Origin of the sequence: Lentzea sp. NPDC006480, assembly GCF_040611995.1 — a bacterium.
Classification (GTDB): domain Bacteria; phylum Actinomycetota; class Actinomycetes; order Mycobacteriales; family Pseudonocardiaceae; genus Lentzea.
In genome coordinates, this window is the sequence record NZ_JBEXPJ010000077.1 from 16,360 (window position 1) to 37,609 (window position 21,250).

Annotated in this window: 20 protein-coding genes and 3 tRNA genes; 14 read left to right on the plus strand and 9 right to left on the minus strand. The window is 67.9% G+C overall.

What is annotated here, in order from left to right; translation table 11 throughout:
- Positions 1-57 precede the first annotated feature (57 nt).
- Both ABZX92_RS26875 and ABZX92_RS26880 read left to right on the plus strand, forming a co-directional pair.
- Complete coding sequence (locus tag ABZX92_RS26875) at positions 58-2,346, plus strand: LuxR C-terminal-related transcriptional regulator (protein ID WP_355564886.1); 2,289 nt, start codon at positions 58-60, stop codon at positions 2,344-2,346.
- A gap of 18 nt (positions 2,347-2,364) precedes the next feature.
- A complete protein-coding gene (locus ABZX92_RS26880) occupies positions 2,365-3,435 on the plus strand; it encodes a hypothetical protein (protein ID WP_355564889.1) in 1,071 nt (356 codons plus the stop codon).
- Here ABZX92_RS26880 and ABZX92_RS26885 read toward each other — a convergent pair.
- Complete coding sequence (locus ABZX92_RS26885; RefSeq protein ID WP_355564892.1) at positions 3,368-4,729, minus strand: IucA/IucC family protein; 1,362 nt, start codon at positions 4,727-4,729, stop codon at positions 3,368-3,370. The two genes, ABZX92_RS26880 and ABZX92_RS26885, sit on opposite strands and share 68 nt — an antisense overlap.
- A gap of 22 nt (positions 4,730-4,751) precedes the next feature.
- Between ABZX92_RS26885 and ABZX92_RS26890 the strand changes: the two genes are divergently transcribed.
- Together ABZX92_RS26890 and ABZX92_RS26895 are read left to right on the plus strand one after the other, a co-directional pair.
- Positions 4,752-6,179: an IucA/IucC family C-terminal-domain containing protein gene (locus ABZX92_RS26890; protein ID WP_355564895.1), complete on the plus strand. Its 1,428-nt coding sequence runs from the start codon at positions 4,752-4,754 to the stop codon at positions 6,177-6,179.
- A gap of 46 nt (positions 6,180-6,225) precedes the next feature.
- Entirely contained in the window at positions 6,226-8,292 is a 2,067-nt protein-coding gene (locus ABZX92_RS26895; RefSeq protein ID WP_355564898.1) for a glycoside hydrolase family 2 TIM barrel-domain containing protein, read from the plus strand.
- Here the strand turns inward: ABZX92_RS26895 and ABZX92_RS26900 are convergent.
- On the minus strand, positions 8,289-9,248 hold the full coding sequence (locus ABZX92_RS26900; protein ID WP_355564901.1) for a chitinase: 960 nt from the start codon (positions 9,246-9,248) through the stop codon (positions 8,289-8,291). The two genes, ABZX92_RS26895 and ABZX92_RS26900, sit on opposite strands and share 4 nt — an antisense overlap.
- 333 nt (positions 9,249-9,581) lie before the next feature.
- Entirely contained in the window at positions 9,582-10,400 is an 819-nt protein-coding gene (locus ABZX92_RS26905) for an SAM-dependent methyltransferase (protein ID WP_355564903.1), read from the minus strand.
- A gap of 214 nt (positions 10,401-10,614) precedes the next feature.
- Here ABZX92_RS26905 and ABZX92_RS26910 point away from each other — a divergent pair, with 214 nt between their 5' ends.
- The 3 genes from ABZX92_RS26910 to ABZX92_RS26920 all read left to right on the plus strand — a co-directional run bounded on the left by ABZX92_RS26910 (position 10,615) and on the right by ABZX92_RS26920 (position 12,149).
- Entirely contained in the window at positions 10,615-11,496 is an 882-nt protein-coding gene (locus ABZX92_RS26910; RefSeq protein ID WP_355564906.1) for a helix-turn-helix transcriptional regulator, read from the plus strand.
- Positions 11,497-11,620: 124 nt separating this feature from the next.
- Positions 11,621-11,860: a DUF397 domain-containing protein gene (locus tag ABZX92_RS26915; protein WP_355564909.1), complete on the plus strand. Its 240-nt coding sequence runs from the start codon at positions 11,621-11,623 to the stop codon at positions 11,858-11,860.
- Positions 11,844-12,149, plus strand: coding sequence for a hypothetical protein (locus ABZX92_RS26920; protein ID WP_355564912.1), 306 nt, complete (start codon positions 11,844-11,846; stop codon positions 12,147-12,149). Before ABZX92_RS26915 ends, ABZX92_RS26920 begins: the two co-directional genes overlap by 17 nt.
- A 16-nt stretch (positions 12,150-12,165) precedes the next feature.
- On the opposite strand, the gene ABZX92_RS26925 is transcribed toward ABZX92_RS26920, so the two are convergent.
- Together ABZX92_RS26925 and ABZX92_RS26930 are read right to left on the minus strand one after the other, a co-directional pair.
- On the minus strand, positions 12,166-12,882 hold the full coding sequence (locus tag ABZX92_RS26925; protein ID WP_355564915.1) for a spermidine synthase: 717 nt from the start codon (positions 12,880-12,882) through the stop codon (positions 12,166-12,168).
- Positions 12,883-13,008: 126 nt separating this feature from the next.
- On the minus strand, positions 13,009-15,120 hold the full coding sequence (locus tag ABZX92_RS26930; protein ID WP_355564918.1) for a tetratricopeptide repeat protein: 2,112 nt from the start codon (positions 15,118-15,120) through the stop codon (positions 13,009-13,011).
- 285 nt (positions 15,121-15,405) lie between these two features.
- On the opposite strand from ABZX92_RS26930, the gene ABZX92_RS26935 reads away from it, so the two are divergent.
- From ABZX92_RS26935 to ABZX92_RS26950, 4 genes are all read left to right on the plus strand, one after another.
- Complete coding sequence (locus ABZX92_RS26935) at positions 15,406-16,176, plus strand: class I SAM-dependent methyltransferase (protein WP_355564921.1); 771 nt, start codon at positions 15,406-15,408, stop codon at positions 16,174-16,176.
- 149 nt (positions 16,177-16,325) lie between these two features.
- Positions 16,326-17,099, plus strand: a complete 774-nt coding sequence (locus tag ABZX92_RS26940; RefSeq protein ID WP_355564924.1) for a maleylpyruvate isomerase family mycothiol-dependent enzyme — start codon at positions 16,326-16,328, stop codon at positions 17,097-17,099.
- Positions 17,100-17,194: 95 nt separating this feature from the next.
- Positions 17,195-17,626: a VOC family protein gene (locus ABZX92_RS26945; RefSeq protein ID WP_355564927.1), complete on the plus strand. Its 432-nt coding sequence runs from the start codon at positions 17,195-17,197 to the stop codon at positions 17,624-17,626.
- A 277-nt stretch (positions 17,627-17,903) separates the two neighbouring features.
- On the plus strand, positions 17,904-18,119 hold the full coding sequence (locus ABZX92_RS26950; protein ID WP_355564929.1) for a hypothetical protein: 216 nt from the start codon (positions 17,904-17,906) through the stop codon (positions 18,117-18,119).
- 107 nt (positions 18,120-18,226) lie between these two features.
- Here ABZX92_RS26950 and ABZX92_RS26955 read toward each other — a convergent pair.
- The 4 genes from ABZX92_RS26955 to ABZX92_RS26970 all read right to left on the minus strand — a co-directional run bounded on the left by ABZX92_RS26955 (position 18,227) and on the right by ABZX92_RS26970 (position 20,199).
- A tRNA-Val gene (locus ABZX92_RS26955) sits at positions 18,227-18,298 on the minus strand.
- A gap of 56 nt (positions 18,299-18,354) precedes the next feature.
- The gene (locus ABZX92_RS26960; protein WP_355564932.1) at positions 18,355-18,777 is read right to left on the minus strand and encodes a TIGR02611 family protein; all 423 of its coding nucleotides are present in this window, start codon (positions 18,775-18,777) and stop codon (positions 18,355-18,357) included.
- A 22-nt stretch (positions 18,778-18,799) separates the two neighbouring features.
- Entirely contained in the window at positions 18,800-19,582 is a 783-nt protein-coding gene (locus ABZX92_RS26965; protein ID WP_355564934.1) for an anti-sigma factor, read from the minus strand.
- The gene (locus ABZX92_RS26970; RefSeq protein ID WP_355564937.1) at positions 19,579-20,199 is read right to left on the minus strand and encodes a sigma-70 family RNA polymerase sigma factor; all 621 of its coding nucleotides are present in this window, start codon (positions 20,197-20,199) and stop codon (positions 19,579-19,581) included. Before ABZX92_RS26970 ends, ABZX92_RS26965 begins: the two co-directional genes overlap by 4 nt.
- Positions 20,200-20,454: 255 nt before the next feature.
- Here ABZX92_RS26970 and ABZX92_RS26975 point away from each other — a divergent pair, with 255 nt between their 5' ends.
- The 3 genes from ABZX92_RS26975 to ABZX92_RS26985 all read left to right on the plus strand — a co-directional run bounded on the left by ABZX92_RS26975 (position 20,455) and on the right by ABZX92_RS26985 (position 21,173).
- Positions 20,455-20,880 carry an SsgA family sporulation/cell division regulator gene (locus ABZX92_RS26975; RefSeq protein WP_030466274.1) on the plus strand — a complete coding sequence of 142 codons (426 nt, stop codon included), beginning with the start codon at positions 20,455-20,457 and terminating at the stop codon, positions 20,878-20,880.
- Between the two features lie 106 nt (positions 20,881-20,986).
- A tRNA-Gly gene (locus ABZX92_RS26980) sits at positions 20,987-21,059 on the plus strand.
- Positions 21,060-21,101: 42 nt separating this feature from the next.
- Positions 21,102-21,173 (plus strand) — tRNA-Cys (locus tag ABZX92_RS26985).
- The last annotated feature ends 77 nt before the right edge of the window (positions 21,174-21,250 follow it).

The following is a 21,250-nucleotide window of genomic DNA, read 5'->3' on the forward strand; positions in this document are numbered from 1 at the left end:
GGTGCGTTCCAAGGAAATCGCTCGCCCGGGTCCACGCCGGCTGTCACCATGCCTGGCATGAACCCTGCCGAGGAGCTCGCCCTGCGCAAATGTCCCAAGGCAACGGGCGCGACGGGACGGCGGTGGCGGGAACCCCAGATCGCCTTCGCGCTGAAACAGCGCGGCGTACTGGTCACCGGCGAGCCCGGCGTCGGCAGGACGTGGTTCGCGCGGTGCGTAGCGGAGCTGTCCGGCGCGGAGGTGCACTGGGCCGTCGCGACCGAGACCAGCAGGTCGATCCCGTTCGGGGCGTTCGCCGGGTTGCTGCACGACGTCACCGAACTCCATCCCGTCGCGGTGCTGAACGTGCTGCGCAGAAGGCTCGGGCCGCGGTCGTTGCTCGTGGTGGACGACGCGCACCTGCTCGACGAGGCCTCGGCGACGACGCTGCTCGCGTTGGCTGCCGGAGGTGCACGACTGCTGGTCACGGCGCGGCCCGGCGGTCCTGACGCGGTGCTCGCGCTGGCCAAGGACGGGTTCCTGGACGAGCTGCTGCTGAAGCCGTTCAGCCGGGAGGCCACCGCCGGAGCGTTGGCGGAAGGCCTCGACGGGGAGGTCGCGCCCGGCACCGCGGACCTGTTGTGGCGGTGGAGCCGGGGCAACGGGCGGGACATCACCGAGCTGGTGCAGCACGGGCTGATGCACGGTCGGCTCACCCGCACCGGTGGCGTATGGGTGTGGCGTGGTGACACCGACGTCCCGCCGATCGCGGTTCAGCCGATCACCGGACTGTCTTCGGCGGGAGTCGAGGCCTTGTGCGCCTTGGTGCTCGGTGAGCCGGTGGCGGTGGACGTGCTCGTGCGGGTCGCGTCGGCCGAGGGGTTCGCGGAGATCGAGGAACGAGGCCTGGTCGACGGTGCCGCGGGCTCGGTTCGGTTGGCGCGTCCGATGATCGCGGCGGCGGCCGCACCGCATCTCACGCCGTCGCGCAGACGCCGGCTCGTGGACCGGCTGCTCGCTCTTGGTGCCGGCTCGGCGCGGCTGCTGCTCGACTCGGGTGTCACCGACCCGGCGCGGTTCACGGCGGCGGCACGGGATGTGCTGCTGGAGCAACCGAAGCTGGCCGTCCAGCTGGCCTCACGTGCCGTGTCCCTCGATCCTGGCCCGCACGCGGCTCTCGTGCTGGCCGACGCGCACGCGGAGTGCGGTTCGGTGGACTCGGCGTGGGAGGCGCATCGTCTTGCGGGCCAACGTGTCCGTGACGATGACGACCGGCTCGCGGTGGTGCTCGTGCAGGCGTCGCTCACCATCTGGTGCGACCGGAAACCCTCCGTCGCGGTTGAGCTGCTCGAGAACTCCTCGTTGCCTGAGCGGTTCCACTCCGACCTGGAGTCCGCTGTGGCGGTGGCGCTGCTGTTCTCAGCTCGTCCCGCTGACGCGCTGATCCGCGCGGAGAAGGTCCTCGCGGGTGAGCCCACTCGAACGGCGTGGGGCAGGGCAATGCTGGTCAGTGCGGCCGCTTTGGTGATGGCGGATCGTCCTCGGGAAGCTGCCGAGGCGATGGACAGGCTCACGAGCTCGGCCGACGTGTCGCCGTTCTACCGGGGCCTCGCGCGGTCGGTGACGCGGCTGCTCGGGCCGGACCACCCCAGCCCCGGCCTGGCGCTGCTGCGCGAGGCACACCTGCGGGAGAGCACGGGCAGGGGAGTGTTCAGGTCCGAGATGACCGCGAACCTCGTCGTGGCGGAAGCGGCTGCCGGTCTGCGCAACGACGCGCAACCGGACGGGGTGGCGATCCTGCCCGCGCTGGCGACCTGGATGTCCGCGGCCGCCGGCCGATCGGCGAGCCTGTACCTCGCTGCGGCACGGGAGGCGGCCGACGCGGGATCGTTGCGGTGCATGGTGTTCTACCTCGCGGGGGCGGCGGAACACGGTGCTGCCGCCGAGGCCGTCCACGTGCTCGGCGACCGTTCGTTCGCGGCACCGGACACCAGGGCTCGCGCGATCGGCATCTGCGCTCGGGCCTCCCGGTCCGACACCGATCTGCTGGTCGCGGCCGAGGCCCATCGGGACGCCGGGATGCTGCCGGAGGCGTTGAAGTTCGCCGAGGCGGCGGGAGGTGTCGCCGCGGTGGCTCTCGCGCACGAGCTGCGTGGCGTCCTCGGGTTGCCCGCGCCCAAGGTGCCCGACGGGCTCACCCGGCGAGAGCTGGAGGTGGTGCGGCACGCGGCTTCCGGGATGACCGACCGGGCGATCGCCGAGACGCTCGTGCTGTCGGTGCGGACCGTGGAAAGCCACCTCGCGGCGGCGTACCGGAAGCTCGCGATCAACTCGCGGCAGGAGCTGGCGAGCTACTTCGCGTCGTAGGTTCTGGACAATGGCGTCATGCCGACGTCGCAACAGTGGCTCGAAGTCCGCGCCCACCTGCTCGAACGCCGTCACGAGCTGGCGGTCGAGGCCGCGGGCGAGTACCCGGACGTGCCCAAGGTCGCGGGCACGCCGCTGCTCACCGCCCCGCACTGGATGCCTGCCGCGCCGGTGCCGCTGGCGGACCTGACGCTCTCGCTTTCGACCTCTCGTCCTTTCGGGGACTTTGCCTCGGACCTGCTCCCCGACGGTTTCGCGAGCTACTCGGAGGCGATGGCCGCGCTGGCCGCTCCTTCGGTGTTCGAGAACCGCGAGACCTACCGGCTGCTCGATTTCGCTCTTCCACACCTGACGTTCGGCATCGGCTCGTACTTCGACGGCATCGACGTGGGTGAGGCCTGTGCTCACGAGTACGCGGCCCGCTCGTTGGGTGTGACCGGCGAGCTGTCTCTGCGTTCCTCGATCGGCAACCCGTGCGACCCGGCTCGCCGGCCGGTGAACGTCGCCATCAGCACCCTGACCATCCGCCACGACCCGGCTTCCGGCGATGCGACGTTCTACCTGCACTGGCGTGACCCGAAGCGGGTCGGGCACGCGGGCGGCATGTACCAGGTGCTGCCGGTCGGGGTGTTCCAGTCAGCCGGTGCCGACGACTTCTCGTTGTGGCACAGCATGATCCGCGAGTTCGCCGAGGAGCTGCTCGGCGCGCAGGAGATCCACGGCGTCGACTACGACTCGTGGCCGTTTGCGCAGCAGCTGACTTCGGCGGCTCGCGTGTCGTACCTCGGCATGGGGGTCGACCCGCTGACGTTCGCCACGGACATGCTCACCGTCGCGGTGATCGAGGCCGCGCAGTTCGACGCGCTGTTCGGGGATCTGGTGTCGCACAACGACGAAGGACGCGTGCTGGAAGGACTTCCCTTCACCGCCGCGAATGTCGAGCGGTTCGTGCATCACGAACCGACGCAGGCCGCGGGTGCGGCGCTGCTGTCGCTGGCGTGGCAGCACCGGGAGACGCTGCTCACCTCGGGAACGGATTGGGCAGGTGCGCCCAGGCCGTCGTCGCGGGGTCGAGCCGCATCAACGTGAGCGGCTTCGCCGGGATCGGGTCGTGCAGCAGCGCACGGCGGTCCGGGGTGTCCGGGATCGTTCGGGCAACCGCTCGCCAGAGGTCTTGGTCCGGTGCGTCGAGCGCGTTGACGAGGCCGGTCATCGCGGTCGCGAAGAACGTCGCGAACGTCTTGGTGCGCAAGCCTTCCGCGTTGGCGTGCAGGCGTTCCGGCAGGTCTGGACGCGGGCTGACGCGGATGTCGGCGAGGTCGCGGTAGATCACCCGTCGAGGCCTGCCGTTGACGAGCCCCACCAGCAGGTTCTGCTCGTGGGCCTCGAGTGCCACGCCTTTCGCGAGCAGGGTCATCAGCGGCGGGACGGCCAGTTCGGCGAACTCGGTGAGCCACTCGACCGGGTCACCGAGCTCGCGGACCGGGGGAGCCTCGCCGGTGACGAGGGCCGCCAGCGGCAGGAGCGTCTCGTTCGCGCGCGGCACGGGTTCGTCGCGCAGGATCACTCCCAGTGCGCGGTCCGGTTCGCCGTTCGTGAGCACTGCGGCCGAGGCGCGGTTGGGCTGCAGCTCGATGCCCTCGACCACGGTGCTCAGGAAGTCGGAGACCGCGGTGGCGGACGTGATCGAGCTTGCTGAGATGTCCCGCACGGCCGAGGTGATCTGGGCGCTCAGCGTGGTTTTGACGTGCCAGCTCTTGGCCGAGAGGGTCCGCAGCGCCATCAGCGGGCCGGCGTCGAGCGTGGCGACGCCGGGGATGTTCAGTCTCTCGGCCTGCCACGGGTGCACCGGGAGGAGGAGTTCCTGGCCGTCGCGCAGTTCATCCGGCCAGTCGCCGAACACCACGTGGTTCCTGGCGGGGTGCAGCCGCAGCGCGACCGCGGGGCGGTGTTCGGGCCCGTACGCGAGATGGTCCTGAGCGGTGAACCCGGTGCGGTTGCGGCAGCACGGGTGCAGCGGATGGCCGTCGACCACGCTCTGCTCGTGCTCCTCCAGCGACCGTTCGAGGAATGGAGTGGTGAGCGGGCTCGTTGTGCGGGAGAGCGCCAGTCCGGCCACGCTGTGGGCGACCTCGGCGATCAGGTTCGCGGAGCCCGGCCAGCGCAGTGCGGTGAGGAGGTCGACGGGGTGAACGTACTGGTCGACGTCGACGCTGACCTGCGGCAACGGTTCGATTGCCAGGGCTCTCTTGAGACGCGTGAGGACGGCCGCGCGGGCTCCCGGCAGGGCCGCGAGGAACCGCTCGGCGCGGTCGGGGTGCAGGGCCGCGGCGAATTCGGCCTCGATCTGCGTCTGCGTCAGAATGATCAGATCCTGACACATCTGCGCTGGGAGGCGGGTACCAGTGGAAGCGATCGCTGACGACATCACCTCGACCGCCCTGCTCAACTGCCTGCGGCGCGAGGTCGGTCAGGAGGGCCCGGACGGCACGATCCGGTTGCCGCGGACCGATGTGCTGCTGCGCGCGCGGCAGGGCCGGTGGCTGTCCGACCCCGAGGTTTTCACCGGATCGTGGCATCGCGTGTCGTGGCACGAACTGGCTGTGCTGATCACCAAGGAGCTCGGTGACCCGCCCGTCGGGTTCCTCGACGAGATCGCGGGATCGCGGTCGGCCATCGCGGCGATGCTGGCGGCTCGGCCCGCTCCGCCCGCTGATCTCTACCAGCGCTCCGAGCAGGCGTTGCTCGCCGGGCACCGCTACCACCCCGCGCCGAAGGGCCGTGGCGGGCTGCCCGCGTCGGAGTGGCTGCCGTACGCACCCGAGGTGCACGCGTCGTTTTCGTTGGTGCACCTGGAAGGTTCGTTCGTCGACGACGGCGAGGTGCCGTTGCCCGCCGGCGTGCTGCCCGCGCATCCGTGGCAGCTCTCGTTGCTGGGGATGTCCGGGCCGGTGGCTGATCACGAGGTGTGGCCGACGTCGTCCGTGCGCACGGTGTACGACCCGGCTGCCGATCTCTTCTACAAGTTCAGCCTGGACGTGCAGATCACCAACGACGTGCGTCGCCTGTGGGCCCACGATCTGCGCTGGATTCCGCCGCTGGCCCGGGTGCTGAGACCGGTGTTCGCGGACATCGCCGCCACCTATCCCGGCACGGCGTTCCTGATCGATCGCGGCTACCGGACTTCCGCGGAGTCCTTTGAGGGGCTTGCGGTCGTGGTGCGGGACGGGGTGCGGCGCCACACGCTGCCGGGCGTGACTCCGTTGCTGGCGGCCGGGATCAGCGAGGGGTTCGACGGGAACCCGTTGGACGGTCTGGATTCCGCCGCCGCGTTGCGGTGGTTCCGGCAGTACGTCTCGGTTGTCGTTCCTCCTGTGCTGCACGCGTTCTTCGCGCACGGTGTGGTGATGGAGTGCCACCTGCAGAACGTGCTGGTGGGCGTGGACCCGTCGGGGATGCCGGTGCAGGCGTTCTACCGCGACCACGAAGGAATGCGTTTGCTGCCAAGGCATGCCGCGTTGCTGTCCGAAGTGGATGGTGCTGGCGGTTCGCGCGGTGTGTCGGAGGCCAAGGGCTGGGAGCGGCTCCAGTACTGCCTGATCGTGAACCACCTGATCGAGATCGCGGGCGCGGTGCTGGACCGGCACCCGTCGCTCGACGTGTGGGCCGAAGCCCGGGAAGTGTTCGCCGGGTATGGATCGTTCACACTGCTGAACTCGTTGCTGGAGAGTCCGGCCGTGCCCGCGAAGGCGAACCTGCTGCTGCGCTGGACGCGCGCGGAGGGTGCCGCGAGCGTCTACGTCGACTGCCCGAACCCGTTGTACCGGAACTAGCTCCTTTCGTTGACGCCGGTTTCACGTCGCCAATAGCGTGCTGGACATGACACGTCTGCTGGCGCTGCTCGTGCTGATCTCGGCGATGTTCGTTGGCGCACCAGCAGCTTCGGCGTACGCGCCACCGGCGTTGCGTGCTTCGGTGAGTTTGGACTCCGGCTGGCGCTTCCTGCGCGCGGACGTCTCCGGCGCTGAGGCGCCGGCGTTCAACGACTCGTCGTGGAGTCCGGTGAGCGTCCCGCACACGTGGAACGCGTCGGACGGCCAGGACGGCGGCTCGGACTACTACCGGGGAATCGGCTGGTACCGCAAGCACTTCACGCCGGCCTCGTCGCTTGCGGGCCGACGGCTGTGGCTGCAGTTCGACGGCGTGAACCAGGTCGCGGACGTGTGGGTGAACGGCGTCCGGCTGGGGCGGCACCGTGGAGGGTTCGCGGGGTTCCGCTTCGACGCGACTTCGTCGCTGAAGCTGGGGCAGGACAACGTGGTCGCGGTGAAGGCCGACAACCGCGCGGCCGCCGACGTGGCTCCGCTGTCCGCTGACTTCACGTTCTTCGGCGGCATCTACCGGCACGTGTCGCTGACCGGCGTGGACCCGCTCGGGGTGCGCCTGGGCGACTACGGCGGTCCTGGCGTCTACCTGCGGCAGCGTTCGCTGACCGATGCCTCCGCCAGCGTCGAGGTGACCACCAAGTCGTGGAACAACCGCAGTTCTGCCGCGCGAGTCCGGGTTCGCGCCGTTGTCGCTGATCATGCGGGTGTGGTCGTGGGTGAGAGCGTTTCCGCTGTCCGTTCGGTCAACGCCGCCACCGGTTTCGACACCGTGCAGACCGTGACGATCCCGCGTCCGCACCGCTGGAACGGCAAGGCGGACCCGTACCTGTACAGCGCGAGCGTGGAGATCATCGACGCCGACACGGGCGTGGCCAAGGACGTCGTCACCCAGCCGTTGGGTCTGAGGACTGCCGCTGTCGACGCTTCGGCCGGCTTCTCGTTGAACGGCAAGCGTTTGCGGCTGAACGGCGTGAACGCGCACCAGGACCGGCTGAACACCGGCTGGGCGGTCTCGGCCGACCAGCAGCGCCAGGACTTCGACCTGATGGACGAGATGGGCGTGAACGCGTTGCGCACCGCCCACTACCAGCAGTCCGCGGACGTCTACCGCTTGGCCGACACGCGCGGCTACGTCGTCTGGACCGAGATCCCGCTGGTCAACGAGGTGGCGGACACCGCGGCCTTCCGCGCGAACGCCCAGCAGCAGCTGCTGGAGATGATCCGGCAGAACTTCAACCACCCGTCCATCGCGTTCTGGGGCATCGGCAACGAGCAGAAGACCAGCAACACCGCCACCAACGACCTGCTGCGCGACCTGGCCGCGTCCGTCCGCGCCGAGGACTCCGGGCGGTTGTCCACCTACGCAAGCCACCTCGGCGACCAGGACCCGGTCTCCAGCCACGCCGATCTGGCCGCTTACAACAAGTACTACGGCTGGTACGACCAGAGCAGCACCGGCCCCGGCGGCTGGGCGGACCGCCTGCACGCGCGTGATCCGTTGAGGAAGATCGCTTTGAGCGAGTACGGCGCCGGCGGCAGCGTGGTGCAGCACGAGGAGAACCCCCGCCCGCCCGTGACCACCTCGCGCTGGCACCCGGAGGAGTACCAGACCCTGGTGCACGAGAACTCCTGGGCTCAGCTGAAGACGCGCGACTTCCTCTGGGGCACCTTCGTCTGGAACATGTTCGACTTCGCCGTCGACAGCCGCTCCGAGGGCGACACGCTGGGCCGCAACGACAAGGGCCTCGTCACCTACGACCGTTCGGTGCGCAAGGACGCCTTCTGGTTCTACAAGTCGCAGTGGACCGACACGCCGTTCGTGCACCTGAACAGCGCCCGGTGGACCTCGCGCGCCGCCGCTTCGACGACCGTCCGCGCTTACGCCACAACGGACAACGTGCAGCTGGTCCTGAACGGGGTCGCGGTGAGCGCTCCGCCCGCAGCCGACCACATCTACACCTGGCCGGTCACGTTGCGGCCGGGCGCCAACACCGTGACCATCACCGGCACGCGAGATGGCCGTGCCTATGCGGACACGGCCATCTGGACGCTGAGCTAGCCGTTGTAGCCGGAGAAGATCCGGGCGAACTCGTAGGGCTGCTGCGGGATGTTGTTGCACCGGTACAGCGCGCCGGTGCAGGCGTTGGCATCCCGTCCCTGCTCCCAGAACGAGAGCATCCCGAGGTGCACGCCGCCGGCGAAGCTCACCAGCGCCCGCGCGTCCTTCTGGTAGAAGATCTCGTTGCGCGAGTCGTTGACCCCGAGCATCGGCGTGACGCCGATCTTCTTCCAGGCAGCCGAATCCGACAGCCCGTAGACCGACTTCACCTGAGCCTGCGTGGCCTTGGCCGCCGCGATCGCCTTGGCCCCTTGGTCACCAGGCCCCTCGTAGTAGTCCATGGCCATGACGTTGACCATGTCGAGGTTCACGCCGGCGTTCTTGGCCGACTTCACCACGTTCACGCCGTCCTGCGTCAACCCGCTCGGCAACACCGGCAACGTCAACGAGATCTTCAGGCCGGGGTTGCGGTCCTGCAGGATCTTCAACGCCTGCGACCTTCGTGCGATGGTCGTCGGGTCGGCCACCGCCGCACCCTCGATGTCGAAGTCCACGTACTTCAACGAATACGCCTTGACCACAGCGTCGTACTCGGTGGCCAGCGTCTGCGGCGTCGTGCAGTAGTACGCCAGCTCGATACCCGACGCACCACCGAAGGAGATCTTCACGTCCCCACCGGCGTTGCGGAGCTTCTGGATCTCCTCCTTCTGCCACCCGGTCCGCGGGTCGTAGGCGCCGAACCAGCTGGCCTTGCACCCGTAGGACGTGACGAACCCGAGCGTGAAGCTCTTGACGCCACCCTTGCTCGCCATCTCCGACAACACCGGCGTGGGCCAGGCACCCATGTCGACGTACGGCGCGACCGACGACGCCGTGGCGGCCTGACTTGTTCCGACGGGTAGTGCCATCGCCGCCAGCGCGGCAACCGTGGCCAGCTTGAACAGCTTGGTCCGCATGACGAACCTCCTCAGGGCAGGGGTGAGGCGGGGCCACTATTGGTATAGACCATCTGTCGGTGTGTTGGCCAGGCCGGAACTTCCCGCGGTTCCCTGAAACGCCGGAATGCTCCCGATCCAAGCGATTTCAGATCCTCGCTTGGACCTCTGCGTGCTTCAGGAGCGGCGGCCACCAGCCAGCGGCGCCACCCCGCCCCTGTCCAGGGGCGACCCTGATGAACACCCGCCCGCACCCCCACGTGACGGGCTTCCAGCCGGCAGTGGCGCGCCGCCCTGGCGCGACCGTCGCACTGCCGGCGTTCGTATCCTTCTGGTCAGGTCGGTCTTGCCGTGTCAGGGCTTGCGGCCCACCGCGCCGGCGATGCAGTACGACACCGGGGGGAGTGGCGTGATGCGTGGCCCGTCCGGCCACCAGTCGGCGCACAGGGACAGGCCGGGTTCGACCAGTTCGAGTCCGGCCAGCATGCCCTCGATCTCCTCGCGGGTGCGGAAACGGCCGGTGCCCATCGGACTGTGCAGGAACGTGTCCTCCATGCGGCGGGCGAGATCGCTGTGCTCCGCGGTCTGCGGATCGAGGAAGTGGCTGAGCGCCACGTAGGAACCGGACGGCAGCGCGTCGACGTACTCGCGCATGATCTCCTGCGGGCTGATCTCGCCGTCGTAGTGGTGCAGCGTGCCGAGCTGGAAGAACGCGATCGGCTGCGTGAAGTCGATGTGCTTGCGCACGATCGGGTCTTCGAGGATCTCCTTGGGGTTGAAGATGTTCGCGGCCGAGAAGTGCGTCTGGTCGTTCTCCTCGAGCAACGCCCGCCCGTGTGCGAGCACCACCGGGTCGTTGTCGACGTAGACCACGCGGGCTTCCGGCTGGATCCGTTGCGCCACCTGGTGGGTGTTCTCCGCCGTGGGCAGCCCGGATCCGCAGTCGAGGTACTGGGTGATGCCCGTCTGGCTCGCGATGAAACGGGTGGCGCGGATCAGGAAGTTGCGGTTGTCGAACGCGAGGGTCGCCGCTTCCGGCGCGACCTGCTGCACCCGCCGCAGCACCTCGCGGTCGATCTCGTAGTTGTCCTTGCCGTTGAGGAAGGCGTCGTACACCCTGGCGATGCTGGCCTTCGTCGTGTCGATGTAGACGGGCACATCGGTGTCGGGCATCACGAACCTCGCAAACGTAGACACGGCATGGCGTTCTGTGCATCAGATCACACTGCACCCGGCCCACGCATATGAGCCGAATGCGTGAATGCGCCGCCGGTGCACGTACAGTGATCAACCCTTGCGCCGTTGCATCTACAGCAACCGCCTTTCGAGTGGATTGTGCTGTCCGCACTGGCGCAGGTGAGGGGCGGAACGCTAAGGAGGAGCCCTGATGGCGACTGCTGACTCCAACTCGGCGAACGTCCGGCCGGGAGGCCCGACAGCGCTGCGCATCGTGCTCGGCGCGCAGCTGCGCAGGCTGCGCGAGGCCGCGGACATCTCGCGCAGCGAAGCGGGTTTCGCCATCCGCGGGTCCGAGTCGAAGATCAGCAGGCTGGAGCTCGGCCGCGTCGGCCTGAAGGATCGCGACGTCGCCGACCTGCTCACCATGTACGGGGTCACCGACCAGGCGGATCGGGACATGTTCCTCGAGATGGTCGCCCAGTCGAACCAGCCGGGCTGGTGGCACCGCTACAGCGACCTGATGCCGGACTGGTTCCACGACTACGTCGGCCTGGAAGAAGCCGCGTCGAGAATCCTCACCTACGAGCTGCAGTTCGTGCCTGGCCTGTTGCAGACCGAGGACTACGCCAGGGCGATCGCGAGCCACGGTCGCCCGGACCTCGCGGACAAGGCGGTCGACCAGCTCGTCACCCTGCGCATGCAACGGCAGAAGATCCTGGCCAGGCCGGGCGCGCCCCGGCTGTGGGCGGTGATCGACGAGTCGGTCCTCTACCGGCCGATCGGCGGCGTGGCGGTGTTGCGCGGCCAGCTCGAACATCTGCTCGCCGTCACCAAGCAGAAGCACATCGCCCTTCAGGTTCTGCCGTACTCCCTCAGCGGCTACGCGGCCGAGAGCTCGTTCGCCATGCTGCGGTTCGACGAGCCGGAACTGCCGGACATCGTCTACCTCGAGCACGGCGGCGGCGCGTTGTACCTGGACCGGAGCAAGGAGCTCGAGCTGTACAGCCGGATGTTCGACCGGCTGACGATCGACGCCCACACGCCGGACCGGACGCGCCAGGTGCTGAGCAAGCGTCTCGCTGAGCTGTAGCCTCGCCACCCATCCACAGAGCGTGCAAATGCACGTGCATTTACCCGTGCGAGTGCATCTGCTACCGTGCGTGCACAGCCAAATGCACGTGCATATGCACCCGTTTCGCGGAGGCGGAGTGGCCATGGGAGAAGCGATCCACAGCGGGATGTCAGCTGCCCTGCTGACGGACGCCACCTGGCGGAAGAGCAGGCACAGCGGCGCGTCCGGAAACTGCATGGAGCTCGCCCGGCTCGACGGTGGTGACGTCGCCGTGCGCAACTCCCGCTTTCCGGATGGTCCCGCGCTTGTTCTCACTCGCGCCGAGATCGCGGCCTTCCTGGCGGGTGCGAAGGAAGGTGAGTTCGATGACTTCGTCGCGTGACACCACGGAGAGCGCCACGGTCCGGCTCAACGCGCTGATCTTGCGCGGCTTCCAGTTCCTCTACCCGCGCAACCACAAGGGCGAGCTTGCCGCGGTGGTGGGCGTCCGCGCCCACGACAACGTCATCGACGTCGTCCGTCTGCACGACGAGAACGACGCGATCGCGACGCGGATGCCGGCGGACGAGGCCAACGTCCTGGTGCCGACGCGGTACTCGTGGCAGCGCACCGGCCCCGCCTGCCGCGTGATCGAGGAACTGCTCGAACTGCCCGACGACCGGACCGCCTGACCGCGGTCCGGCCCGCTCAGGCCGGCTTCGCGAGGTAGACGGTGTTCGTGGAGTCTTTGCCCTGCAACGGATTGGGAAAGCTGACGATCTCGGCGCGGACATCGGTGAAGACCGACGAGAGCGTGGTGATGAACTCGTCGTCGGGCGGGTCGTTGGACCACAGCGCGAACACTCCGCCGGGATTGAGCAGGCCGGCCAGCCGCCGCAGGCCCTCGGGTTCGTAGAAGTCGGCGTTGCCGGGATGCAGCAGGTGACGTGGCGAGTGGTCGATGTCGACGATGATCGCGTCGAACGCCCGGCCGGGAGTCTCCGGGTCGAAGCCGTGCCCGGAGCGGAGCATCGCGAAGAAGTCACCGTGCACCAAGCGGCACCGGGCGTCGGCCGTCAGCACGGGCCCGGCGGGGATGAGCCCCTGCTCGTGCCATTCGATCACCTCGCCGAGCGCGTCGACGACCAGCAGCGAACCGACATCCGCGTTCTCCAGCACGGTCAGTGCCGTGAAGCCGAGCCCCAGACCACCCACGACGACGTCCAGTGATGTCCGCGGAATCTCCGCGAGCGCGAGGCGGGCCAGTTCGACCTCGGCGACGACGAACATGCTGGACATCAGGAACTCGTCGTTCAGCTTGATCTCGTGGACTTCCTTGCCCGCAACGGGATCGTGCCGCTTGCGCAGCGTTAGTTCACCCAAAGGTGTCTGGCGCCAGTCGAGTTCCTGGAAACGAGCACTCATGTGTTGGTCAGCTCCGTGGTGGCGGTCCGGCGAATCGGTCCGCGAGCCGACAGTCTGCCTGTGCCGTGGCACCGCCGCAGCCTGTGGGGTGGCGAAGTCCGCCACTTGGTTTGATCTGAGGGGTGTTCAGCCGAGCTCGGCGAGTCGGTCGCGCACGTGCGCGGCCTCGGGGTGGTCAACGGTGTCGAGCACGATCAATGCTTGTTCCCAGCACCTTCGAGCCCCGTCCAGGTCACCGAGCCTGTGCAGTGCGCCGCCCAGGCCGAAGAGGCTCAGTCCTTCCCCGGTGTGGTGGCCGATTCGGCGCCGCAGAGCGATCGCCTCGTCGTAGTAGCGGACGGCGTCGGCACTGTCGTTCCGACCAGCGTGCGCCTCACCGAGGTCATGCAGGGCGTACCCCTCGCCGTAGGGGTCTTCGTACGTTCTGCTCAGCGCCAAAGCATCCTGGAAGTATGTGATTGCCTCGTCGTACCGTTCGAGCCCGCTGAGCGCCCGGCCGAGCCGCAGGAACGTGCCGTCCTTGCGCTGCCTGACATCAGCACCGTCCTGGAGTTCGAGCGCGTTCTCCAGGTGCGCCACGGCTTCTTCGTGACGCCCCAGTTTGACCAGCGCGTCGCCGACGTCTGCCAGCGTGCGGGCCAGCGTGGCGTGATCGTCGATCTCCTCGTACAGCGGCAGCACACGTCCGTAGATCGACAGTGCTTCCTCATAACGGCCCGCGTCGAACGTCGCGACGGCGACTCTGCGCAGAGTGTCCGCTTCCGCCTGTCGATCACCGAGAGCACGCGCCGCTTCGACGCCGATCCGCATGGCGTCGGCGCAGTCCTCGGCGTCTCCGCGCAGCCTGCAGAAATGCACAATGGCATGGGGAAGCTGCCAGGTGTGCTCGTACAACTCCTCTTCACGGGCTTGGCGCACCAGCAAGAACAGGCTGGCGCGTTCCAGGCTGTACCAAGCCAGTACTTCCGCCTCGGAGTGAAACGTCGCGGGCGTGACAGTGGACGCCGGCAGGGCGAGCGACGTGTAGATCTTCGGGCGAAGCAGCTTGTCCGCGTTGTGCGCCGTACGCAGGTACCAGTCGAGCAGCCGGCGCAACGCGGCCTTGCGCGCCTGCGGATCGTCCTGTTCGGCACGCTCCCTCGCATAGGCGTGTAGGAGATCGTGAAAGCGATAGCGGCCGGGCCGGTATTCCTCCAGCAGGTGCGCCTGGCACAGTTCGCCGAGCAGTTGACGAACCTGGCGCTGCGGCTGGTCGGCGAGTGCGGCCACCGCAGCCAGCCCGAGGTCGGTGGTGTTCGGCAGCCCCAGTTGCCGGAACAACCCGGCGGCCGCCGCGGACGCCCGGCGATACGACCAGGAGAACACCGACCGGACTCCGGTGTCGTCGTCGATGTCGAGGTAGTCGAGCCGATCCTGCTCCTGCCGCAGTCCGTTCACCACCCAGCCCAGCGTGACGGCCGGGCTCCCCGCCATCCGAGCCGCCGCGATGCTCAACGCCAGCGGCAGATGCGCGCAACGCCGGACGAGTTCCCCGACCGCGTCCGGTTCAGCCGCTATCCGTTGCACGCCAATGTGACTCGCCAACAGCGCCTGTGCCTCGCCATCGGTCAGGACGTCGAGCGGCAACCGCCTGGCCCCATCCCGAACGACCAGGCCGCTCAGGTGATTGCGACTGGTGACCAGCGCCAGGCAAGTGTGCATGCCGGGCAACAAGGGCCGGACCTGGTCAGCGTCAGCGGCGTTGTCCAGCACCACGAGAACCCTCCGGCCAGCCAACAGCGACCGGTACAGCGCCGCCCGAGCCGCGGTCGACGCGGGAATCCGCTCGCCCGGCACACCCAGCGCGTCGAGGAAGTCACCGAGCACCTCACCTGGATTGGCAGGCTCCGCTGCCGGGTCAAATCCGCGCAGGTTGACGTACAACTGCCCGTCCGGAAAGCGATCGGCGACCTGATGGCTCCAGTAGAGCGCCAACGCGGTCTTGCCGATGCCTGCTGTGCCGTCGATGGACGCGATGACGACGTCCACTCCCGCCGTGGCCAGCAACTCGGTCAACGAACTCTGCTCGTCGATCCGGTTGGTGAAATGACGTGCGACTCCCGGCAGCTGCCGAGGGATGCCGCGGTGTGGTTGCTCGGCGGCGTGGAAATGCACGTCCCCGTGGACCACCCCGGCCTGCACGACCTGACCGCTCACCTCTCCGCTGAGATCGTTCCGCGTCGTCGGGTCGTCACTCACCGTCGGCTCCCTCCGTCCGCAGAACCCCAATCAGTACCGGAAGTGCGGGCCCAAACCAAGAGCTGCCAAGCCTGCGAAATGGGCGACACTGGGATCGAACCAGTGACCTCTTCGGCGTTGCTCCCGATCTGCTCCCACTCCGCGCTCCCAAGGCTCATCGGCCCTGTCTTGTCTGAGGCCGGCGTGCGCGCTCTGCGGCATGAGCGGACGGCTTGCCCCTGCGAAATCGATTCGTGAACCGACTTACTCCGCTGATGTACTGATGTGCCACCGTGAGTGGGCCACGTGACGGAGGTAGGAGTTGTGGCGGGTTATGACGCGCTTGCCGAGGTGTACGAGTGGCTCATCTCCGATGCGAAGCTGGCTCCGGCCGAGTTCGCTGCGTCGTTCGATGACGTCCTCAGGCTCCTGCCGTCGAACGCTCACGTCCTCGATTGCTCGTGCGGAACCGGACAGTTGGCGGTTGGCCTCGCCGGTCTTGGCATCCAGGTTGTCGCAACTGATGCCAGCGAAGCGATGGTTCGTCGGACTGCGGAGTTGGCTGAGGAGTTCGGTGCATCTGTCCGGACAGTGCGGGCGGACTGGGAAGAGTTGCCCGACCATTTTGATGACGCCACCTTCGACATGGTGTTCTGCGTTGGCAACTCGCTGCATCATGCCGTGGGTGCGAGAGGCAGGGTTGCTGCTCTGGAGTCGATGTCACGGCTTCTGCGCCGTGGCGGGCGCTTGGTGCTCACCTCCCGCACGTGGGAACTCGTGAGGGCCAGAGGTTCCCGGCTGAACATCAGTGACCGACTCGTCCGCCGGAACGGTCGCGATGCCGTCGTAGTCTACCGCTGGGAGATCGCACCGCTTTGGGAGGAGGAGCACCACATCGAGATCGCAGTCGCGCAAGTTGATGCGGCTGGGTCGGTTCTTGTCCGCTCGGAACTGCTGTCGTGCTGGCCCTACCGATACGACGAACTCGAAGTCGAGTTGCGCCGGGTCGGACTTCGGACGGAAATCAGCACGTTCAACCCTGAGGCCGAGAACTACATGGTGGTGGCGGGCCGGTGACGCCCAGCGCACAGACTCGGGTCCATGCCCGATGAATGTGAACAGTGGACTGCCTTCCACTTCTCCCACCGGGCCCAGCTTTCGCAACGCCGAGCCGGCTTGGCGTTGATCCGCGGAACACCTGCGCGGGTTCGGAAGTTGGGGATGGCATGACTCAACTCGTGGACCGCACGATCACCGTCCTGCGCGCCGAGCACGACATGCTCGCCGGTCTCGTCCGCACCTTCACCGACCAACAGCTGGCCTCCACCAGCGGCGCGACGGAGTGGACCGTCGCCCAGGTCCTGTCCCACCTCGGCAGCGGCGCGGAGATCGGCCGTGCCCCGATCGCCCGGGCCGCCGGAGAAACCGTGGAGGCCGAGGACAACCAGACGATCTGGGCTCGCTGGGACGCGTCCGCGCCGCGGGCGCAGGCCGAGGGCTTCCTGGAGCACAACGGCCGCTGGCTCGACATGGTCGAGGCGCTCACGCCCGAGCAGCGCTCGTCGCTGACCGTCGACCTCGGCTTCCTGCCGGAGCCGGTCCCGCTGCTGACCGCCCTGGGCATGCGGCTCAACGAGGTGGCCAACCACTCGTGGGACGTGCGCGCGGCCTTCGACCCACACGCCGCAGTGAACGCCGACTCGGCCGCGGTGCTCGTCGACCTCCTGGCAGGGCCCATGGGCTTCCTGCTGAGCTTCCTCGCGAAGCCGGCCGAACTCGCGGCCCCCGTGTCCGTCGCGATCCCCGGCGCCGGGCTGGTGATCGACGGCGCGGTCACCGTGGTGGATCACCTCGAGTCACCTTCCGCGACGTTCAACGGGCCGTGGGAAGCGTTCGTGCGCCTGGTCAGTGGCCGTCTCAAGGCACCGCACGACAACGGCGTCACCGTCGAGGGCAGCGTCACGCTCGACGACCTGCGTCGCGTGTTCCCCGGCTTCTGACGGAGGGCGCGACCGTCGGCGACGGCCATCTCCGGGCGGCTCGGGCGATGCGCGACAGATCCGAAAATGAGCGGAGCCGAACCACCGCAGTGCGTTTGGATGGCTACCTGCGGCCGCACGGGCCCGCGGACATGGACGAGGAGGGGTGGACGATGCCGATCGCCACGCTGCGAGGCGTGACCCTGGACTGTGCCGATCCGCGGGCACTGGCTCGGTTCTACCAGGAGATGACAGGCATGGAGCTCGGGTACGACGCCGACGGGTTCGTCGCCCTGACCGGCGGTTCCGGCCGTGACCTGGGTTTCCAGCGGGTCGACGGATACCGGGCGCCGCGATGGCCCGGTCAGGTCGTGCCGCAGCAGTTCCACCTGCATCTCGGGGTCGAGGACCTTGACGTGGCGGAGAAGCTGGCGCTGGGACTCGGCGCGGTAAGGCCGGACCACCAGCCCGGCGGCGACCGGTGGCGGGTGCTCCTGGACCCGGCCGGTCACCCTTTCTGTCTGGTCATCGGCAGACCAGCGAACTGACCCGAGGTCGCGGGGGTTAAGTCTGGACCGCGTGCACAGCAGCTCGGCCGTCCGTCCGGCTACGAGGCAGGGGCCCCTCTCAACGGTTGGCCGCGTCGGGGTGGGTACCGACCGGCTGGACGGATCGCAACTGGCCGAAGCGGCTGGTACTCACACCTGCCGACCCCGCACCGTGCACCGGCGCCTGCGGGGATGATGTTCTGCTGGGAGGACGGCAAGCCGATCTACCCGGACACGATCACCGAGCACTTCAACCGCATCGTGGATCGAGCGGGGCTTGCCGCGAATCCGGCTGCACGACGTGCAGCACACCTACGCCACGATCGCGTTGAGGTCCGGTCCGCACCCGAAGATCGTGAGCAGTCGGCTCGGTCACGCCAAGGTGGCGTTCACCCTCGATACCTACACCGAGGACATCCCCGATATCGACGCGGACGCGGCGGAGGCCATCGGTGGTCTATTCCTGCCGACGCTGGTAGAGGAGGACGACTGACCCCTTGAGACCCCGTTTGGCTACCGCAAGCCGACTTCGGGAGTTGTTGGCGTGCGTAGAAAACCGGAAGGCCCTCATCTGTGCAGATGAGGGCCTTCCGGCTGAAATGGGCGATACTGGGATCGAACCAGTGACCTCTTCGGTGTGAACGAAGCGCTCTCCCGCTGAGCTAAACGCCCGTGTTCTGTTGTCGTGCTGTCCCGCTCTCGCGGTGTGGCCATAGCCTACAACATCATCAACGGGAACCAAAAATCGGGCTCTGCAACCAGCTCCACTCCAGGCCGAACCAGCCGCCGACCAGCGCGAACGCGTTCAGCAGGTACAGGGTTGCCAAGACGATGACGCAGACGCCCGCCATCACCAGGGCTCGCACCCAGACGGGCTGGCGCTTGAGCCAGTCGACCCAGCGGTCGTAGTAGCGCTTGGCGAACTTCAGGACTCGGCCAGCCCACTCGAACTCCGTGGCGAGGATGGCCAGGCCCGCGAAGACCACCAGCCAGCCCGGGCCGGGGTACGGGATCATGACGATGCCCGCGACCAGCACCAGGCCGCCGATCACGCCCACGCCGATGCGGTAGGCCAGGTTCAGCGCCGGGTTGCGGTGGAACCAGTGGCGCCAGCCCTTGTGCTCGTCGGGCTTCAGATCGGGCTTCGTCATGTGTCGATCATCCTGTTGGGACTCAGGCGGGTGCAACCTGACCTCCTGCCAGCACCTCCGAGGGGTTCGGCGGTGCGGAGCGGCCCGGTTCGAGCGACACCGCGAACTTGGTGTGCTTGTGCGCGTCGGCTCCCCAGCTGAGCAGTTGCGGGTCGGTCGAGCCCGCGCGCACGTCGAACACCGCCAACGGTACCGGCGCTTTCGTACTCGCACCCCAAACCACGTAAACGTGACCTGAGTCGTTCGGCTTGAGGTTCATCGGCATGACGGCGCCCGAGGTCGGGTTCGACAGGACGACGGCCACCTCGTCACCGGAGCCGTTGCGCAGGACCGCCCTGTTCGTCGACGGGTCGGCGGCCAGTCCCAGCGCCTTGTTCAGTTCGTCGACGCGGGACTGCGACGCCGTCACCTCGCCGGACAGCTGGTTCACGCGCACGCCCAGGTAGCCACCGCCCGCGAGAACGGCGAGGGCTGCCGCGGCGGCCAGCAGTACGCGGCCGGTTCGGCGGCGGTGCTGCGGGCGCAGGGGAGTGGGGGCCGCGTGGCGTGGGTGGTGCGGAGCGGGCACGTCCTGGGGGATGTGCTCGATCTCCTCCATCAGCCTCGCGCGCAGGCGGGGCGGTGGCTGCTCCTGGCGGACGGCGCCGCCGATGCCCGCGAGGACCTCCTGCGTCGCCCGCACCGTGCGCTGGCACGTGGGGCAGTTCGGCAGGTGGTCGCGGACCACTGCTTCCTCGTCCGGCTCCAGGGAGTGCATCGCCCAGCCGACCGCGAGCTCCTCGTGAGAGCACAACTCGCCGTTCACCGGTGTACTCCTGTCGTCTCGCCGGTCTCGCCGGCCCACAAGTTCCCCAACGTGCCTCTGAGGCGTCTGATCGCCGCGAACGTGCGCGATTTCACAGTCCCCAGCGGCACGCCTGTCAGCTTCGCTACTTCGCACTGCGTGTAGCCACCCAGATAGGCGAGTGCGATGACTTGGCGCTGCTCTTCCGGCAACGTCCGCAGTGCGGCTCTGACCTCGGCGCCCACCACGCTCGCCAACGCTTCGTGATCGGAACCTTCCGCCGGAGGTGAGATGTCGTCGGTGAGGGGAACAGTTCGACGACGCTGCGTGTTCTCCTTACGGACGGCATCCACCGCGCGGTGGTGGACGAGAGTCATCAGCCAGGTGCCGAAACTTCCGCGCGTGGGGTCGAACCTGGCGGGGTGCCGCCAGAGCGCGAGGAAGGCCTCCTGGACGACGTCCTCGGCCAGATCGGGGTCCACGCAGATGCGTCTGGCCAGCGAATATGCTGGCGTGCCGTACCTGTCGTACAGCTCACCGAACGCCGACCGATCGCCCTGTGCGAGCCTTTGCACGAGCTCGAAATCGGTCGGCCGGCCGTCGCGTGACGCGGCGGATGGGCCGGGCGAGTCAGCCACCAGAGATGTCCTCACGTCCAACATTCGCGCAACAGCCGGTACCGGGTTCAGGTTAGACCCAGCAAGATGGGAGTCGCTGAACGCGGGCTAAGAGCGAGGAGGCCACGGAGCGCGTGCAAACGGTCGCGGTGCGCAGTCAAGCTGACCCGATGGGGTGATCTGCGTCCGATTCGCGAGCGTTCCTCGCCACATGCACGTCACAACTAAGGTGCTCGGTCGTTTCATTGACCGGGAAGGGAGAAGAGGGTAACGACGATGCGCAACGACCACGTGACGCTCCGCTCGACAGCGGTCTTCGACCTGCTGGCGCCGAGGACCCCTGCGGTTCCGGTTCAGGTGGAGCTGCGATATGACACGAAGGACCCGTACGCGGTCGTGGCCGCGTTCCGCACCGGCCGCGCCGGTTGGGTCGAGTGGGTGTTCGCCCGCGACCTGCTCGCTGACGGCCTCATCGCCGACGCCGGCGACGGTGACGTCCGGATCCGGCCCGCCGCCGACGACCCCGAGGTCGTCGTGATCGAGCTGAGCTCGCCGTCCGGGCACGCCATGTTCGAGGCCTCCGCCCAGGAGCTCGCCGACTTCCTCGACCGGACGTACGACGTTGTCGTGCCCGGCAACGAGCACCTGTGGGTCAACGTCGACGAGGCGCTCACGCACCTCATCTCGAACGACCTGAGCTGAGTAATCCGAGGTAGGGGGCCCGCGAAGGCGGTGCGGGTACCCCGGTGAAACCCGCTTGATTCCCTCGTATAAGCTTCGTTTCAACATCATGAAGTCAGTGATGTACGCGGATGTAGCGCAGTTGGTAGCGCATCACCTTGCCAAGGTGAGGGTCGCGAGTTCGAGTCTCGTCATCCGCTCTGTGGTTCCCCAGCAGGTATCTTCTGTGGAGCCATGCTCCTGGCGGAGTGGCCGAGTGGCTTAGGCAAGGGCCTGCAAAGCCCTGTACACGGGTTCGATTCCCGTCTCCGCCTCGGACGATTAGCTCAGCGGGAGAGCCGGGGTCGTTGCGCAGTGACAGCGACAGCGAATGTCTGTTCATCTCATTCCT